General features: G+C 71.2%; 13 protein-coding genes. 7 read left to right on the top strand and 6 right to left on the bottom strand.

The features are described from left to right. Positions 1-97 precede the first annotated feature (97 nt). Positions 98-1,690 carry a cytochrome bc1 complex cytochrome b subunit gene (qcrB, locus tag CRP55_RS28220; protein WP_097323289.1) on the top strand — a complete coding sequence of 531 codons (1,593 nt, stop codon included), beginning with the start codon at positions 98-100 and terminating at the stop codon, positions 1,688-1,690. Between the two features lie 34 nt (positions 1,691-1,724). Here qcrB and CRP55_RS53265 read toward each other — a convergent pair whose 3' ends face one another. Beyond that, entirely contained in the window at positions 1,725-1,901 is a 177-nt protein-coding gene (locus CRP55_RS53265) for a hypothetical protein (protein WP_179855360.1), read from the bottom strand. 213 nt (positions 1,902-2,114) lie between these two features. Continuing rightward, positions 2,115-3,731, bottom strand: a complete 1,617-nt coding sequence (locus CRP55_RS28215; protein ID WP_097323171.1) for an ABC-F family ATP-binding cassette domain-containing protein — start codon at positions 3,729-3,731, stop codon at positions 2,115-2,117. A 110-nt stretch (positions 3,732-3,841) separates the two neighbouring features. Between CRP55_RS28215 and CRP55_RS28210 the strand changes: the two genes are divergently transcribed. After that, a complete protein-coding gene (locus CRP55_RS28210; protein ID WP_179855359.1) occupies positions 3,842-5,095 on the top strand; it encodes an MFS transporter in 1,254 nt (417 codons plus the stop codon). A gap of 1 nt (position 5,096) precedes the next feature. Here CRP55_RS28210 and CRP55_RS28205 read toward each other — a convergent pair whose 3' ends face one another. Genes CRP55_RS28205 through CRP55_RS28190 form a run of 4 tightly spaced genes read right to left on the bottom strand, consistent with a single transcriptional unit; the run spans position 5,097 to position 10,900 of the window. Continuing rightward, positions 5,097-6,341 carry a hypothetical protein gene (locus CRP55_RS28205; RefSeq protein WP_143234934.1) on the bottom strand — a complete coding sequence of 415 codons (1,245 nt, stop codon included), beginning with the start codon at positions 6,339-6,341 and terminating at the stop codon, positions 5,097-5,099. Further along, positions 6,338-9,643, bottom strand: a complete 3,306-nt coding sequence (locus CRP55_RS28200; RefSeq protein WP_097323168.1) for a molybdopterin cofactor-binding domain-containing protein — start codon at positions 9,641-9,643, stop codon at positions 6,338-6,340. The genes CRP55_RS28205 and CRP55_RS28200 overlap by 4 nt, the downstream gene beginning before the upstream one ends. 7 nt (positions 9,644-9,650) lie before the next feature. Next, complete coding sequence (locus tag CRP55_RS28195; RefSeq protein WP_097323167.1) at positions 9,651-10,160, bottom strand: (2Fe-2S)-binding protein; 510 nt, start codon at positions 10,158-10,160, stop codon at positions 9,651-9,653. Then, positions 10,157-10,900 (bottom strand): FAD binding domain-containing protein, encoded by a 744-nt coding sequence (locus CRP55_RS28190; RefSeq protein WP_143234932.1) that lies wholly within the window; start codon positions 10,898-10,900, stop codon positions 10,157-10,159. Before CRP55_RS28190 ends, CRP55_RS28195 begins: the two co-directional genes overlap by 4 nt. Before the next feature lie 308 nt (positions 10,901-11,208). On the opposite strand from CRP55_RS28190, the gene blsE reads away from it, so the two are divergent. Genes blsE through CRP55_RS28165 form a run of 5 tightly spaced genes read left to right on the top strand, consistent with a single transcriptional unit; the run spans position 11,209 to position 17,158 of the window. Beyond that, on the top strand, positions 11,209-12,201 hold the full coding sequence (gene blsE, locus CRP55_RS28185; RefSeq protein ID WP_097323288.1) for a cytosylglucuronate decarboxylase: 993 nt from the start codon (positions 11,209-11,211) through the stop codon (positions 12,199-12,201). A 15-nt stretch (positions 12,202-12,216) separates the two neighbouring features. Next, positions 12,217-13,098 (top strand): hypothetical protein, encoded by an 882-nt coding sequence (locus CRP55_RS28180; protein ID WP_097323165.1) that lies wholly within the window; start codon positions 12,217-12,219, stop codon positions 13,096-13,098. Positions 13,099-13,123: 25 nt separating this feature from the next. Further along, complete coding sequence (locus tag CRP55_RS28175; RefSeq protein WP_097323164.1) at positions 13,124-14,305, top strand: DegT/DnrJ/EryC1/StrS family aminotransferase; 1,182 nt, start codon at positions 13,124-13,126, stop codon at positions 14,303-14,305. Between the two features lie 25 nt (positions 14,306-14,330). Then, the gene (locus CRP55_RS53260) at positions 14,331-16,178 is read left to right on the top strand and encodes a hypothetical protein (RefSeq protein ID WP_097323163.1); all 1,848 of its coding nucleotides are present in this window, start codon (positions 14,331-14,333) and stop codon (positions 16,176-16,178) included. Next, positions 16,175-17,158, top strand: a complete 984-nt coding sequence (locus CRP55_RS28165) for a TauD/TfdA family dioxygenase (RefSeq protein WP_097323162.1) — start codon at positions 16,175-16,177, stop codon at positions 17,156-17,158. The genes CRP55_RS53260 and CRP55_RS28165 overlap by 4 nt, the downstream gene beginning before the upstream one ends. Positions 17,159-17,166 lie beyond the last annotated feature (8 nt).

The following is a 17,166-nucleotide window of genomic DNA, read 5'->3' as shown; positions in this document are numbered from 1 at the left end:
AATGGTCGAGCTGGACAAATGCAAGATGTGACTTGGCCGACGATGCCGCATTCCGATGTCACGTCCGCGGAGGCCATCACGTCATCACGCCATGGCGATGAAAAAGGAACAGCGCCGGGCGGCCCTGGTCGCGGAGGTGGCGGCCGGGGCCGAAAAGAGATACAAGGTCGCGACTCCGCTGCGGTCGCTGATGAACAGGGTGTTCCCGGATCACTGGTCATTTCTGCTGGGCGAGATCGCGATTTTCTCGTTCGCCGTACTGTTGATCACCGGGGTGTACCTGACCGTCTTCTTCGAACCGTCCATGCAGCAGGTGACCTACGACGGGTCCTATGCGGCTCTGCGCGGAACGGACGTTTCGCGGGCGTACGAAAGCGTCCTTGATATCTCGTTCGAAGTGCGTGGGGGACTCTTTGTCCGGCAGATGCACCACTGGGCCGCCCTGCTGTTCATGGCCGCACTGATCCTCGATCTGCTCCGCAAATTCTTCACCGGGGCATTTCGCAAGCCCCGGGAGGCGAACTGGGTCATCGGCGTCGTTCTGTTCGTGCTCGGGTTCCTCGAGGGGTGGAGCGGTTACGGCCTGCCCGACGACGGGCTCTCCGGCACCGGCCTGCGGATCGCGGACGGCGTCATGCTCTCGATCCCGGTGGCCGGCACCTGGATCTCCGCGTCGCTGTTCGGCGGCGAATATCCCGGCACCGTCATCATCGATCGCCTCAACGTCCTGCACTCGTTCCTGCTGCCCGCGGTCGTTCTGGCCGTCACCGCCCTGTCCGCGCTGCTTTCCCTCAGACAACGGCCGGCCCAGTTCCCGGGGCCCCTGCGGACCGAGAAGAACGTCGTCGGCGAGCGGTTCTTTCCCCGGCCCCTGATGAAGCGCGGCGGCCTCTTCTTCGTCGTGTTCGGCGTGGTGGCCCTGATCGCGGGCCTGCTGCAGATCAACCCCGTCTGGTTGTACGGTCCCTCGTCCGGCAGCGACGCGGCCTCGTCGAGCCAGCCCGACTGGTACGTGATGTTCCTGGACGGGCTGCTGCGCATCTTCCCGTCGTGGCAGATCACGATTCCGATCGGCGACGGGTACTCGATCCCGCCGGTGTTCTGGCCCGGTGTGGTCGTCTTCGGCGGGATGCTGGCCGTGACCGCGGCGTACCCGTACATCGAACGGCGCCTGCGCCGCGACAACTCGTGGCACAACCTGCTCGAGCGGCCGCGGGACGCACCGCAGCGCACCGGCGTGGGCGCGATGGCGTTGACCTTCTACCTTGTCGCCTGGGTGTCCGGTGTCAACGACATCATCGCCGACAAGTTCCACATCAGCGTGAACGCGATCGTCTGGGGCGGCCGCGTGGCCCTGGTGCTCGGTCCGGCGCTCGCCTACTTCATCGCCGTGCGGATCTGCCTCGGCCTCCAGCAGCACGACCGTGAGGTGCTCGCGCACGGCATCGAAACCGGCGTGATTCGCCGGCTGCCGGGCGGAGGCTTCGTCGAGGTTCACCAACCCCTTGCCGCGGGCCCTCTGCCGTACGCCGGGCGGGCGGTTCCCAAGAAGATGAACCACGTCGGAGCGCTCGCCCCGGCGGTCAAAGGCTTCTTCTTCCCGGTGGAACGGCCGCCCGGCGACGCCGAGGACGCCCGGGCCAAGTTGACGCGGCGCCGGAAGCTTCCGATGGCACCTGAGCGCCGGTGATCTGCGCCATCCCGCCCACCGGCGAGTCCGAGCTCTACGCTGCCTCGCCATCGACCTGGCCGGCGCCGGCGCAGTGTCGCTCGGTGGACGGACGCGGGCGCAACTCGACGCGGCAGCGGACGGCGTGCGGGGACAGCACCGGCTGGGAGCCGGTCGCGCCGAAGCCGTCGACCAGCCTGTCGAGGGGGAACGCGGCCAGCGCACGGGACATGGCGGTGGCCTGTGGGGCGTTCTGCTGGCCGGATCGACCACCGGCGAGATGCCACCCCCGGACAGCGAGGCCCGGCTCACCGCCTTCGCCGAGCTGGTGTCGACCGCCATCGCGAACGCCGAGGCGCGGGCCGAGGAGGTTGCACCCGAGCTGGACGCTTTGCACGCTCAGCTCGGCAACGCGGTGGCGGCCGCCACTCCCCGCTCGGGTGAATCAGGCGACCGATACCCGGCGCTCGTCCCAGACCGGCTCGGTTGTTTCGCGGACCTGGCCGTCGGAGCCGAAGACCAGGTAGCGGTCGAACGAGCGGGCGAACCAGCGGTCGTGCGTTACCGCCAGCACCGTGCCCTCGTACGCCTCCAAGCCGTCCTGGAGGGCCTCGGCGCTTTCCAGGTCGAGGTTGTCGGTCGGCTCGTCCAGCAGGAGCGCTGTGCTGCCGGCCAGCTCCAGCAGCAGGATCTGGAACCGGGCCTGCTGGCCGCCGGACAGGCGGTCGAAGGGCTGCTCGCCCTGCCGGTCCAGCTCGTAGCGGCGCAGCGTGCCCATCGCCTGGCCCCGGTCCAGCGAGTGCTCCGTCCAGAGCACATCGACCAGTTTGCGGCCCTGCAACTCGGGCTGGGCGTGTGTCTGTGCGAAGTGTCCCGGCGTCACCCGGGCCCCCAGCTTCCACTTGCCGGAGTGGGCCACTTCCTCGCCGGCCAGCAGCCGCAGGAAGTGTGACTTGCCCGAGCCGTTGGAACCCAGCACCGCGACGCGTTCGCCGTAGAACACCTCCAGGTCGAACGGCCGCATCAAGCCGGTCAGTTCGAGGCCCTCGCACGTGATGGCCCGGACGCCGGTCCGGCCGCCGGTGAGCCGCATCGTGATCTCCTGCTGGCGGGGCGGCTCCGGCGGCGGGCCGGCCTCCTCGTATTTGCGGAGCCTGGTCACGGCGGCGTGGTAGCGCGAGGCCATCACGTCGCTGCGGGCCGCGTACTGCTGCATGTCCCGGGCCAGGCGCTTGAGCTGCGCGTGCTTCTCGTCCCAGCGGCGCCGCAGCTCCTCGTACCGGCTGAAACGCTCCTTGCGGGCCTCGTGGAAGGTGGCGAAGCCGCCGCCGTGCACCCAGGCGTCGCTGCCGGCCGGGCCGGGCTCGATGCTGACGATCCGTTCGGACGCGCGGGCCAGCAGCTCCCGGTCGTGGCTGACGAACAGCACCGTCTTGCGGGTCGAGCGCAGCTGCTCCTCGAGCCAGCGCTTGCCGGGGACGTCGAGGTAGTTGTCCGGCTCGTCGAGCAGCAGCACCTCGTCCGGGCCGCGCAGGAGCGCCTCGATCACGAGCCGCTTCTGCTCGCCGCCGCTCAACGTGCGGACCTGCCGCCACTGCGCCTGCTCGTACGGGATCCCGAGCGCCGCCGTCGTGCAGACGTCCCAGGTCGTCTCGGCCTCGTAACCGCGCACCTCGGCCCAGTCGCTCAGCGTCTGGGCGTACTTCATCTGGGTCTGCTCGTCGTCCCGCTCGAGCAGCTCCGCCTCGGCCGCGTCGATCCTCTCGGCGGCGGTCCGGATCGGCTCGGGGCTGATCGAGACGAGCAGGTCACGGACTGTCCGGTCGTCGCGGACCGACCCGATGAACTGCGGCATCACGCCGAGCCCGCCGCTGACCGTGATCGTGCCGTCGTGCGGGGGCAGCTCGCCGGAGATCAGGCGGAGCAGGGTCGTCTTGCCGGCGCCGTTCGCTCCGACCAGGGCGACCACGGAGCCCTCGGCCACCCGGAAGGAGACGTCGGCCAGGAGGATACGGCCATCGGGAAGGTAATAGTGCACATGCGAGACCTCCAGATGACCCATACCGGGTATTCTGACCAAGCCCTTTCGCCGGTGGCAAGTCGATTACCATCGATAGAAGATCGTCCGAGCACACTGGACAGATCCGCCCAGCTCGGCTGAAGATGGCAGCCGTGCTTGCTGGAACATCGCGTATAACCGCGCTCGTCCGTCATCGTTCCGTCCGTGGCCCGCTCCTGTGGAGCATCATCGGCCGGCTCCCGCTCTACCTGATCAGCCTCGCGCTCGTGCTGTTCTTCGTCGAGCAGGACATCAGCTATGCGGCAACCGGAGGCCTGCTGGCCGCGTACACGCTCGGCGGCTCGGTGCTGGGGCCGGTGATCGCCCGGCGGGTGGACCGGCAGGGACAGACCTGGATGCTGGTCGTCACCGCCGTCCTCTACCCGGTCCTCCTGATCGGCACCGTGTCCGCCGTCGACGGCCCCCGGCCGCTCCTGATCGCGCTTCTGTTCCTGGCCGGCGGCGCGATTCCGCCGGTCAGCAACTCGATCCGCGCGCTGTGGAGCACCATGGGCCTGTCCAAGGACGAGCGCAACGCGGCGTACTCGCTCGAGGCCATCCTGGCCGAGGTCTACAGCATCGGCGGACCGGCCCTGCTCAGCCTGCTGATCGCGATCGGCGATCCGCGATCGGCGATTCTGGCCGGCGGCGTGATGGGCGGTCTGGGTGCTCTGGGCCTGGCCACCACGCGAGCCTCGCGGCAGTGGCGGCCCGTACCGGCCAAGGGCGACCTGCTCGGCCCGCTGCGTTCGCCCGCGCTGCTGACGATGCTCGGCGTCCTGTTCTTCTGCGCCGGCTCCCTGGGTGTCTTCAACATCGCCCTGCCGGCGTTCGCGGAGGCGCACGGCTCCGGTGGCGACGTCGGCCTCCTGTTCGCGGCCTGGGGTGTCGGCGGCGCGATCGGTGGCATCTGGTACAGCGGCCGCCGGTTCAGGATCCCCTCCGAGCAGCTGCTGCTGATCGTGGTTCTGGTGTTCGCGGCGCTGATGGCGGTACCGCTGCTGGCCTGGGACAACTGGTCGATGGGGGTGGCCCTGGCACTGAACGGGCTGGCCGTCGCGCCGGTCACCGTGGTGGCCTACGAGTTCGTCGGCCGGGCGGCCCGGGCGGGCACGGTGACCGAGGCCTTCACCTGGATGATCACGGCCAACACCGCCGGCAGTGCCGTCGGCGCCCAGCTCAGCGGCCTGCTCGTCAACTGGTCGGGGACGCGGGCGGCGTTCGCCGCCGCGGTCGGGATGGTGCTGGCCGGAGCCCTGGTGGTGCTGGTCTTCCGCCGTGTCCTGGCGGCGGTGCCGAGCGGCGACGACCTCGAGGCCGAACAGGACCTGGAGGACGTCGCCGCGGCGACATCGAAGGAGTCGTAGCTCAGGCGAGGCCGGCCAGCAGGCCATCGTCGACGTGGACCCGTCCCGACGGGTCCACGTCGATCACCTCGCGCCACAGCACCGTGCCCGCGGGAGGCTCCTCGCCCGACCGCGCGATCCGATCGCGGACCGTGCCCAGGAAGCCCTCGAGGTCCGGCCCCGGCTCCTGCGTCTCGGCGAACTCCCGGGACAGGCCCGAGGTCGAGCACCCGGCGTACCGGATCGTCGGGTAGATCAGTGCGCCGTCCGGTGACCGCAGGGTGATCACCGTGACCGGGCGGTAGGCCGCCGCGAACATCGGCAGGTTGGAGAACGGGAAGACCCGGTCGTCGAAGAGCAGGGACAGCAGGATGCAGCCCACCCCGGCGGTCAGCGCCACCGGCGCGATCGTCAGGCCGGCCCAGTCGGCCCCCGGCCACGGCAGTGGCAGCAGCACCAGCGCGGCGAGCATGGCGTTCTCCCGGAAGTCGACGGCGAGCAGCCAATAGCTGCAGGCGTGGAACAGCACCAGGCCGACGCCGATGACCAGCCGGAACGGATAGCCGAACATCACCGCGGGCGCCGCGAGCTCGAGCAGCAGCACCGCCCACAGCGGCGCCGTGGACCAGGCCGGGTGGCGAGCCAGCAGCGGCCCGGCCCCGGTGTCGCGGACGGTCTCGCCGTCGCCCCGGCGATACCGCGTGAACAGCGTGACGAAGTACGGGAACAGGCGCCGATCGGCCCAGCCGAGGCCACGCTTGCGGATCTTGGAGATCGCGGCCACGAAGTAGTGGGCACCCACGGCGCCCCAGAACCCCTGCGAGATCCACGCCGTCAGGACATGCGGGTCGGATCCGTGGCCGGCGACCAGGCCGGCCAGACCGGCGACGGCCGCCGTCAGCACGGCCATGCCCGCGAGGTGCAGATGATGGTGGACCTTGAAGTGCTTGGTCCCGTCGTCCTCCTCGGTCACGTAGCCGGCGAAGCGCTGGGCGAGGTACACCGTCGCCAACAGCAGGAAGGCGGCCGCGAACACGCACAGCGCGGGCACGATCCACCATCCGGCCGCGAACGACAACCCGGAGACCGCGATCGCCGCGGCGACACCGGCCCGCCCGGTGGTGGTCACCACCTGGTCGCCGATCCGCGCGCCCGGCGTTCCCGGGCGCCAGTCCGTCCCGGGCCGCATCTCCTTCAGCGGCTCGTAGGCTGCCACGGCCAGCGCCACCACGAACAGCGAACGGAACAGCACGTCGCCGGCGGTCACCACGGCTGCGGCCGGCGCCGGGCGCGGATGACGGCGGCCACCTCCTCGGCGCCGGTCGTGCCGAGGATGTCCAGCAGCAGCGGCTCCGGCGGGACAGGTGCCATGTCGACGACCCGCTTGGCCTCGGTGCGCAGGGCCTGCTGCATCGCTTCGTCGTGCGCGCTCTGCCGGACCCGCTCGTACATGTAGCGGACGGTCACCTCCTCGCCCTGCCGGCGCAGCTCGGCGAAGTGGCTCCAGTCGATGACACCGTCGGGCCAGTTCATGTGCCGTACGGACGGCTGGCCGCTCCAGAAGGTCTCCGCGTTCATCACCTGGCTGACGTTCTGCGGCGGCAACGTCAACACCGGTACGCGATGGCGCAGCGCCTGCAACAGCGTGGTCAGACCGGGGGAGGTGACGGTCAGGCCGCTCGTCGCGACCAGCGCGTCGAACTCCTCCGCCGAACGGATCCCCACGCTGGTCAGCCGGTCGATGTCGATGCCGAGTTCCTTGAGCCTGTCCCAGCTGATGTTGCCGCACAGGTGCACGACCGGGTCGCCGTGCCGGGCGAGCGCTTCGAGCAGCGGCGGCAGCACCGCGGTCAGGTAGCTGTCACCCAGATTGCGCCCGAACGGGGACTCCAGGCCCCCGACGTTGATCACGACACTCGACGTGTCACCGGAAGCCACGGTGGACGACTCCGGAACGATGGCGCCGACCCAGGTGATCGGCTCCACCTTGAGCAGCGCGGCGCCCGCGGCGACCGGCAGGGCGAGGGTCTGCTGTGCGCAATAGGCGGCCTCGGAGGACGGCATCGGGTCGGCGTCCGTCCAGAGGAACGGCAGGCTGTCGATGAAGACGACAGGGCAGCCCAGCGAGATCAGCTGATCGGCGGCGAGGGGATCGTTGGCGACCAGAGCCACCTCGATCTCGTGCCGCCGCAGGATCTCCCGGGCCTCGGGCCCGGAGAGATCGGCGACGTCCGGGTACGACCCGGCGAGCAGGCCCTCGGCGAGGATCTCGTGGCCGAGGCTCTCACCGAGCAGCACCGGGCGGGCCTCGGGCAGCCGGGCCAGCACGTGGTTGATCTTCCCCATGCTTCCCCAGCCGAACGGGTTGCCGTGCACCACGAGCCCGAACGGCGTCCTCGTACGATCGGTCACTGCTTTTCCTTCCCGGGACCGCAGGGCCCGCCATACCCGCTCGGACGTGAACGGTGTCTCTCGCAGCCGGATCCCGGCCGCGTCGTGCAGCGCCGCGGCCACCGCGGGCGCGACCGCCATCACGGGCGACTCGCCCAAGCCCTTGGCGGCCAGGGGACCCGCCGGGAGCCGGTCGCCCTCGGTGAAGACGACGTCGACCTCGACCGGCCACGTCGCCCGGGGAACGCCCAGCGCGTACATGCTCGTCTCGTACGGCTCCCCGGTCCCGGCGAACGGCAGTTCCTCGAGCATCGCGTTGCCCAGGCCCTGCACCACACCTCCGACGGCCTGCCCGCGGGCCGCGCCGGCCTGGAGCACCCGCCCGGCATCGTGGATCGAGGTCACCCGCAGCACCTCGACCTGGCCGGTGTCCATGTCGACCTCGACGTCGGCCACCTGGACACCGGCCACCAGCGCGTTGTCCGGGGCCCGGAACACGCCCCGGCCGCGCAGCCCGGCCCACGAGCCGGGCACCGCACCGGTGACCGGCCCGGCCGCCGCCGGCAGGCGCCGTTTGAGGTCGAGAGCCGCTTCCTGGACGGCGTTCGCGGTCAGGTAGGTGCCGCGAGAGGCGTAGATGCCGCGGTCGCCGCCTCGCACGTCGAACGCGACCTCGACGAGAACCGGCGGCAGCCCGAGAGTCTCGGCGACGGTGTTCTGCAGAAGTGTGTGCAGCCCCTGTCCCACGTCCGGCACCGAGGTCGTCACGACGACCCGCCCGTCCCGGACCACGCATTCCGCCTGCGATTCGTCGATGCCCAGGGCGCCGGTCACGCCCGACACATTGGCCAGAGCGGCGAGGCCACGGCCGCGCCGATACCTCGGGCCGCGGGTTCCGGGCTCCAGCGGGGGAAGGTCCCGGGCCAGGTCGAGGCAGCCGATCATGTCGTACGACTCGGCCCGCCACCGGTGCACCGGATCGACCCCACCCGGTCGCAGCGCGTTGCGTGCCCGCAGCTCGATCGGGTCCAGGTCGAGAGCCCGGGCCATCTCGTCGATCTGCGACTCGACCGCGAACAGCACCTGTGGTCCGCCGTAGCCGCGGTAGGCGCCGCCCGGCACGCGGTTGAGCGCCACGCTCGTGCCGGTGGCCCGGACCACCGGCGCCGGGTACATCGACATGGCCAAGGTGAGCCCGTTGGCGGTGACGCTGGGCGTGTGCACCGCGTACGGGCCGCCCTCGACGGTCGCCTCGATGAGCCGGGCGGTCATGCGGCCTGTCCGATCACAGCCGGTCAGCACCCGCACGCTCGCCGGGTGGCGCAGCCGGAACTGAGCGGTCATCTCCCGCCGGTCGGTGGCCAGCACCACGGGCCGGCCGCCGACCGCCCGGCTGCACAGCGCGGCCGCCGCGTCGAGCAGGAATTCCTCCTTGCCGCCGAACGACCCGCCGATGACGACCGGCTCGTACTCGATCAGCTCCTCGGCGATGCCGAGCAGCCCGGCGAGGATCGTCAGGCTGGGTGCCGGGCACTGGGTGGACGACCTGATCCGGCAGTGGCCCTCGGCGTCGAACGCGGCCGTGGCGGCGATCGGCTCGAGGAAGGCGTGCGTGGTCGCCGCGGTCCGATAGGTGTGGTCGAACACATGGGCTGAAGCGGCGATGGCTGCCGCGGTCGCGTCCGCCTCCGCACCGAACGCGAGCGTGGCCAGCACATTGCCGTCCCCGGGAAAGCCGCGGTGCGCCGGGGGCGCGTTCGCGTCCAGGGCCTGGTCCACGGTGAGCACGGCGGGCAATGCCACCTCGGACAGCCCGGCGCCCGCCGCTGCCGCCGCTTCGACCGCCGCCGCGGCCGCTTCGCGCGTCGGCGCCACGACGGCGCCCACGACATCGCCCGGGAACCGGGCTTCCGCGGTGAAGACGGCCATGTCCGCGCGGGCGCCGTGCGGGTTGGCGGAGTACGGGCGGCCCGGATCGTCCTGGGGGCCGAGCACCGCCACCACTCCGGGCATCCGCCCGATCGCCGCCGTGTCGACGGCCACCCTGGAGTGCGGGCCCCGGGCCCGGATCAGGCGTGCGTGCAGGGCGCTCGCCGGCGCCGCGTCGAGGACGAACGGAGCTCGGCCGGAGGCCTTGCGGGCCGTTTCAGCGCCACGAGGAAGAGAGGAGAGGTCCATCTGCGCCTCAGATCCCCTCGGCGGCCGCGACGGGAGTGACCGCGGCGAGAGTGGCCGCGGCGCGGGTGACCGACCGGACGATCGCCTGGTACCCGGTGCACCGGCAGACGTGCGAGGAGAGCACCGCCCGGGTGGTGCCTGCCTCGGACAGGTCGTCGCCTGACCTGGCCGCGGCCACGCAGCTCACCACGATCCCCGGCGTGCAGAACCCGCACTGCACAGCGGATTCCTCGGCCAGCGACCGTACGATCTCAGCGCCGTCGGGTTCTTCGGTCAGCGCCGCCGAGGTCTCTATGCGGGCACCGTCCGCCAGGCGTCCCACCGGCAGCAGACAGGACGGCACAGCCTCGCCGTCGAGCAGGATCATGCAGGCGCCGCAGGATCCCTCCTCGCAGCCCACCTTCACCGCTGGGCACCCGTTGTCGCGCAGCCACCAGGCGACGCGCGACATCGGGGGAGCGGCGACCTCGGCCGCGACGCCGTCGATCAGGACGACCGGCGCCCGGGTTGCTGTCATGTCGGCTCCTCTATCTCGGTCATCAGGTCGCGGACCAGCACGCCGACCAGATGGTGGCGATACTCGGCCGAGCCGCGATGGTCGGTGCGGAACGCGGCGACCGGCGGAATCCGCCGCGGGTCGACGAGCTGGGGACGCGTCATCGCCGCGCCCACACAGACGCTCCAGCCGCCGGCCCGGCGGCGGACGGCCACCGAGGCGACGCTCGGCGCGATCGGCTGATGCCCGGCCACGCGCCGGTAACGGCTGGGTCCGGCCTCGCCGAGCTCGATGCTCAGCACGGCGAACGGGACGTCCACGTCCCAGAGGTCGAGCACCGGAATCCGTACGGGGACGGGTGCGTCGGCCCGCAGGACGGTGACCTGCGCGTCATGTACCGCCAGGGCCGGGACGAGGTCGGCGCGGACCTGCCGGGCGCCCAGCACGCCGCCGACAGTGATGAGGCGCCGGAGGGCGGGGGTGGCGGTGACCTCCAGCGCCTCGGCCACCGCACGATGACGCGCGAGATCGGTGGCCGCCAGGCGGCTCAGCGGGACCATCGCGCCGGCGGCGTGCGCCTCGACGGCGCCCAGGCCCATCGCGCTGAGATCGACATTGAGCTCGGCGAGCTCCGGTGGCATCGCACGCGACATCAGGCCCACGCCGCCGCCGATGACATTGGCGCCCGCGCGGAGCGCGGAATGCAATTCTTCGAGGGTTTTCGGAACGAGGACGGCGGGCTTCTGGAGAACTTCTCCCAAAACTCCTCCTGATTGCCTTGGGAAGGTGCCCGGTGGACCGGCGACGGCTCGGACGAGGTCTCGGGGGCGCGCTCGGCGACCGGTGGCGCAAGCATGCGGCACACCGTGTTTCGGCAGCTCATGATGGGTATGTGTCTAAGCTGGACCGATGATCACCGCGAACGGTACTTCGCGGTCAGCCCGTCCGGCAACCCCTTGCCGGGTCCACCGTGGAGCAGTAGAGTCCGACTCGATCCATGATCGTGCACTAACAGCAGACATCAATGCGTAATGACTTGACACTCATCTACGCATACGGGGGTAAGACGTTGTCTGAACGTGAGCGCTATCTTTTCATTCGCATTCTGGAAGCTTGTAACGCCGACTGTTTCATGTGCGAGTACGGGCTGTCTCGTGACGTGTTCCGCTACACGCCGGAGATGTTCGCGGAGCTGCTGCCCGAGGCCCGGCGGGTCGGAGTGGGCTTCGTCCGCTTCACCGGCGGAGAGCCGCTCATGCACGGCGACGTCGAGGAGCTGGTCCGCCTCGGCACCGAGCACGGCATGCGGATGTCCATCATCACGAACGGCATGATGCTGCCCCGCAAGATCGAGGCACTGCACGATGCCGGCCTGGCGCAGATCATCGTCAGCCTGGACGGTGCCGGTCCGGAGACGCATGACGTCTTCCGGCGGTCGCCGGGCATGTTCGCCAACGGGCTGGAAGGACTGCGCCGGGCCGCCGCGCTGGGGATCCTGCCCCGTGTGAACACCGTGGTCGGCCCGCACAACTTCGCCGAGATGCCGCGCCTGCAGCGGGTGCTCACCGATGCCGGGGTCCAGCAGTGGGAGCTCTCGGCGATCAAGCTGAACCGGCACATCGCGTACCCCGACCCCGATGAGGTCCGGCGGACCTGCGACCCGATCTACGACGCGGACCCGGCGACCAACCTGATCCCGCTGGGCCGTCGCTTCTACGGCGACACCCCCGGCGAGCAGGAGCTCTACTTCGGGGAGTCCATCACACCGCGCGCGTCCGAGCCGCTGTGTCAGCTCGTCGACGACGTGATCTACCTGGATCCCAAGAACAACCGGGCGTTCGGGTGCAGCTGCCTGCCGCACCGCAGCGAGGACGAGGTCCGTGGAGGCAGCCCGGTGCGACAGCCGGACGGCCGCCAGTGGCTGGACAGCCCCTCGTTCCGCCGGCACCAGGACTACTTCCGCGACAACGGGCCATCGGTCTGCACGGGCTGCTCGACGACGGCCGCCGGGTACAGCGACGACGTGGCGCGACTCGGCGCCGTCCCGGCCTGGCAGTTCTAGGCAACGGAGGCGATCATGACCACCACCACCCGGTGGGGTGTACTTCTCGTGCCCGGCGACGACCTCGATTCCCGTACGGCTGTCCATCGGGTCTCCGCGCATCTCTCCGAGATGGACGTGGTTCTCGCGCCGGGCGCCGACCCGGACCAGGCCGTCACGCTGGCGCGTTCCCACAGCGTCCGCGCCGCGCTGGTCGCCGGCGCCGCCGACGCCACCGCCGCGTTGCAAGCGGCCGGGTACGCCGTCCTGCATCTGCATGCCGGCGCGGCCGAGCCGGCCGGACCGCCGCCGGCGGCGGCATTGGTGCTGGCACACCGGCCGCGCTGGTCGGACCGGGACGAGCCCCTGCCTCGCGGCGTGCAGCGCGTCCTGTCGTTCACGCCGGTCCGCCGGGGCTGGAACGGACGGGGCTCGTACCGGCTGATGGCCCTGGCCGTCGGCGCCGCCACACCGGAGGCCGTCGAGACGTACACCCGGGAAGTGCTTCTTCCGCTGGTCGAGGGGTCGCATGAGCCGGTGCGGATCCTCACCGACGGGCCGCCGGCCGCCGTCCTGGCCGGGCTGCGCGGCGTGCCGGCCGACGTGCTGACGACGAGCGAGGCCGCCCTGGACGACCTGCACGCCGGATGCGTGGAGTTCGCCGCGACGCCGTCCCTGGCCGCGCTGACCCTGGCCCGGGCTCGCGGCAAGGCGCCCATGGCCCTGCTTCCCCCGCTCGACGCGGCCCAGGAACGCCTCAGGCAGCAGGTGACGAAGACCGTACGAATCGCCGACGCGGCCGATGCGGGACGCGACCCGGTGGACTGGTCCGTCCTCGACGCGTTCGACGACGACCTGAGCGGCGCCCAGCGAGTGGCGCGCAAGCTGCGCCAGCTCGCCATCGCACCGTGGGCCTGACCCCTCCAAGAGCAAAGGCACAACCATGAGCCTCGAGAAACGCCTCGGCCTGCGCATGCTCCCGTTCGGCGCCAACTATCTCGACTGGTCCGACATGACCGAGCTGCAGGAGGCGATCGACAACCGCATCCTGTTCCGCTATCAGACCGAGACGGAGTCCGCGGCCTCCCGCCTCGAGCGGGTGGTCGCCCAGCGCCTCGGCGCCGGGCACGTGCTGGCCGTCCACAACTGCACCGAGGCGCTGCGACTGGCGCTGATCTCCACCCGGCCCGCGGTCGGCGACCTCGTGTACATCCCGGCCCTCACCTTCGTCGCGGTGGCCGGAGCCGTGCTGTCCTGCGGCCTGATCCCCGTGCCGGTCGACGTCGACGACCGGCTCATGCTCGACACCACGCTCATCCCGGCCGGCGCCCAACGGGTCATCCTCGCCCACATGGAGGGCTCGGTCGCGGACGTACCGGCCTCGGTGCCGTATGTCATCGAGGACACCGCTCAGGCGCTGGGCGCGACGTTCCCGGACGGGCGGCACGCCGGAACCGTGGGCTACGCCGGCACTTTCAGCTTCCATCACGCCAAGGTTCTGACGTCCGGCGAGGGCGGCCTGCTCACCACCAACGACGAGCGGACGTGGGAGACCATGCGCTCGTACCACGACCACGGATCGATCCGGATTCCCGGCCGCTACCCGATCTGGGGCGACGACGCGTTCTACGGCGAGAACTTCGTGACCAGCGAGGGCACCGCCGCCGTGCAGCTCCAGCAGTTCCGGCACCTGGACGAGATCCTGGCCGGCCTGGCCCGGCACTACGCGATGGCGGCGGCCGAGGCACCCGAGCGTCCCGACCTGACCGTGCTGCCGCGCCGGGAGGGCGAGGTCAAACTCAGCGTCCGGATCAGCTTCGAGAGCCCGGAACTGCGCGACCGGGCCGTCAAGGCCGTCACCGAGGCGGGCATCTCGAGCTGGACCCTCGACAAGTACGACCTCCCCGCCCACCCGGTCCTGTCCGGGCGCCGGTCGTTGTACGCCGAGGGCTTCCCCTGGAACCTCGCGGACCCGGGCACCTCGGCCCCGATCAGCCGGGACGGATTCCGGACCACCCGCGACCGGATCAGCCGCATCCTCTGCCTCCCGATGTCACCGGAGCTCAGCGAGGCCGACCAGCGGGAGCAGGCGACGTATCTCGGTACCGTCCTCCGGAAACTCTGACCCACAGTCCGGAGAGAACAAGCACATGTCTGCACCGACCGTCTTCGCAGCGACGGCCTCGCTGGACCAGTACACGCTCGACGTGAGTCGATTCCTCGCCGGCGATACACCCGCCGTGCCGGTGTGGACCGACGGCCGCGACGACCTGGCCGAGGCCGCCCGCCGGGCCACCGACATCTATCGGGCGTCCCGCCGGCCGCTTCCCCGCCGATATGGCGTGCTGCTCGGCTCGGAGCCGCTCCCACCGGCTCTGGCCGCCATGATCGAGCCGCTCGCCGTCACGTGGCTCGCCGCCTCCGAACTCGACCGGGACCAGCCGTCGGACATGACCGGCGACGCGACTCTGGTGATCGCCGGCCTCTACGAGCAGCTCACGATCGATCCGGTACGCGCGGCGTTGTGGCGCTGGCGGGGCCGGTCGAGCCTGCTCACCGGCCGGGACCTCGCCTCGCTGGCCTGGTTCGTGGCCAAGCAGTACGCGACCGTGTCCCCCGACGTGACCGCGGTCGGGCTCTACACCTCGACCGACCGGCCCGCCCCGATCGGGGCGGTGCGCGTCCGCGACGACCGCACCCTCGACGAGGCGGACACCGGGGCCGAGGTGCTCGACGGCCGCTGGCGCCGGCTGCTCCTGCAGGGGCACGGCCGGGACGACTCGATCAACCTGGGCGACTGGACGGTGTGCGGCCTGCACGCCGGCGCTGCTCGGAGTCCCGAACTGCTGGGGCCCCGCTGCGCGTACGGGCCGGACTGCTACAAGCCCCGGGAGAAGCTGCTGCCGCTGGCCCGGATCCGCGCCGCCGAGATCGTGCTCAGCTCCTGCAACAACGCGCCCTACCCGGACGCGATCACGTACGACCCGAAGTACCAGCTCCTGCTGGAGGCGATCGACGGCGTCGCTCAGGACGTGGTGGCCGCCCCGACCGTGCACCACAGCGACCGGCCCGAGAACGAGGCCTGGATGCGGGCCGCGGAGGCCGGCGCGTCGTCCGTCCTCACCCTCAACGCGGTGCTCGGCGGGAGCCAGCCGGACGACGCGTATGTGCACTACGGTCTGCCCGGCGACCGGCGTGAGCTGCCCGGCATCGCGGCGCGGCGCCCGGATCCGCGCGTGCTGACCACGGCGGCCCGGCTGACCGCCTACCTCGCCGGCGATCTGCTGCCGCCGAGCCACCCGTTACGGCCCCGGTTCACCCGGATGGCGGCCAAGGTCGCACCGTGGACGACCCGCCAGGCCGCCGCCGTCTCCGCCGACCGCGTCGGAGCGGAGCTGGACGCCGACCTTCAGTCCCTCGACCATGCCATCGCCGGCCTGCTGGCCAAGGACCCGGACAACGAGCTGACCGACTTCGCCGGGCACTTCGGTGAGCGCAGCGCACCCGATGACGACTCGGCCGAGGACGTCGTCTGCGTCTGTGGGCTTCCCGCGCGGCGGTTCGTGCGAAGGGCCTGGACGCCGACCGCGCTGGACACCGTCTGTGTGCTCTGCGAACGATGTGGGGACGTGACGCTGCGGTTGACGGGCGCACCCGAGCTCGCCGTCGAGGCACCCGCCAAGGTGGCTGCCGGCGGGGTGTTGCCGGTCCGGCTGCGAGTGACCGGCGCTCGGCCGGGACCGGTCCGGGTGGGCGTTTACGTACCCCGCTATCTGCGCGGCGACTGCGTGGTCGAGCCGGCTCAGGCCCGCCTGCGGGTCAGCGCCGGCCGTCCCACGCCGACGGCCGAGTTCACGTTGACCATGGCCGCCGACGTGCCGCCACAGGCCTACTACCTGACCGCGTACGGCGTGCAGGACCTCGGGTTGTCGCTCACCCGCTGGGACTTCGGGGTGGAGCCCGCCGCGACCGGCCCGTCCGACAAGGAGGCACCGTGAAATCTTCCACGATCACCCCGCCGCGGCTGCTGCACGTGTGCCGTCTGGACGATGCTTCCGCGGGCGCGGCCGGCTCGCTGGCCCTGGCCTGCCTGGCCGAATACGGCAGCGCCGAGAATCCCGCGTTCATGGCCGACCTGCACGTCCTGGCCGCGGACCTGCCGCGGCCGGTACGGGAGGCTGCTGCTCGTGCCCGCCTGGACGAGCGCAAGCACGCCGTGGTCTTCCGGGGCAATCACATAGCCGGCGATCTCGAGCCGACGCCGGCGCATTGGAAGACGGCCGACACGCCATCGAGCCGTCGCTACGCCATACTGCTGGCGCTCTACGCCGGCCTGTTCGGCGATCCGATCGGCTGGGCCGCGCAACAGGCGGGCCACCTGATCACCGACGTCCTGCCGGTGGCCGGGATGGAGGAGAGCACGGTCAGCTCGAGCAGCGGCCGGGAGCTGGCCTGGCACACCGAGGACGCGTTCTCCCCGCATCGCGCCCACCACGTGGGGCTGCTGGCGCTGCGCAACCCCGACCAGGTCGACACCACCATCGGGTACGTGGACCTGCCCCGGCTGTCCGCGGCGGCCCTGGAGACGTTGTTCCAGCCGCGGTTCGAGATCCTTCCCGACGACTCGCACGAGGGCGCCGACCAGGCCGGCGGCGAGCCCACCCCATTGCTGACCGGTCACCCCGAAGCGCCGGTGCTGCGTGTCGACCGGGACTTCGCGCGCCCGGTGGCCGGAGACCGGGGCGCCGCGGCGGCGTGGGCCGAACTCACCGCCAACATCGACAACAGTCTGTACGGCCTCGCCATCGGCCCCGGGGACATCTGCTTCCTCGACAACCGCAACGTGGTCCACGGCCGCCGGTCGTTCCTCCCGCGTTACGACGGCACCGACCGCTGGCTGAAACGGGTGAACGTGATCACCGACCTGCGCAGCTCCCGCCCGGCCCGGCCGTCCGGGCTGTCCCGCATCATCCACTGAGCCCCGAG

It is taken from the genome of Paractinoplanes atraurantiacus (assembly GCF_900215205.1).
In the GTDB taxonomy this organism is placed as follows: Bacteria; Actinomycetota; Actinomycetes; order Mycobacteriales; family Micromonosporaceae; genus Actinoplanes; species Actinoplanes atraurantiacus.
This window is presented reverse-complemented; position numbering and strand designations above follow the sequence as displayed.

Excerpts from the sequence above, each read along its gene's own strand:
- CRP55_RS28200 (WP_097323168.1), bottom strand. The coding sequence starts at position 9,643 with ATGGACCTCTCCTCTCTTCCTCGTGGCGCTGAAACGGCCCGCAAGGCC.
- CRP55_RS53265 (WP_179855360.1), bottom strand. The coding sequence starts at position 1,901 with ATGTCCCGTGCGCTGGCCGCGTTCCCCCTCGACAGGCTGGTCGACGGC.
- qcrB (WP_097323289.1), top strand. The coding sequence starts at position 98 with ATGAAAAAGGAACAGCGCCGGGCGGCCCTGGTCGCGGAGGTGGCGGCC.
- CRP55_RS28180 (WP_097323165.1), top strand. The coding sequence starts at position 12,217 with ATGACCACCACCACCCGGTGGGGTGTACTTCTCGTGCCCGGCGACGAC.
- CRP55_RS28215 (WP_097323171.1), bottom strand. The coding sequence starts at position 3,731 with ATGGGTCATCTGGAGGTCTCGCATGTGCACTATTACCTTCCCGATGGC.
- CRP55_RS53260 (WP_097323163.1), top strand. The coding sequence starts at position 14,331 with ATGTCTGCACCGACCGTCTTCGCAGCGACGGCCTCGCTGGACCAGTAC.
- CRP55_RS28195 (WP_097323167.1), bottom strand. The coding sequence starts at position 10,160 with ATGACAGCAACCCGGGCGCCGGTCGTCCTGATCGACGGCGTCGCGGCC.
- CRP55_RS28175 (WP_097323164.1), top strand. The coding sequence starts at position 13,124 with ATGAGCCTCGAGAAACGCCTCGGCCTGCGCATGCTCCCGTTCGGCGCC.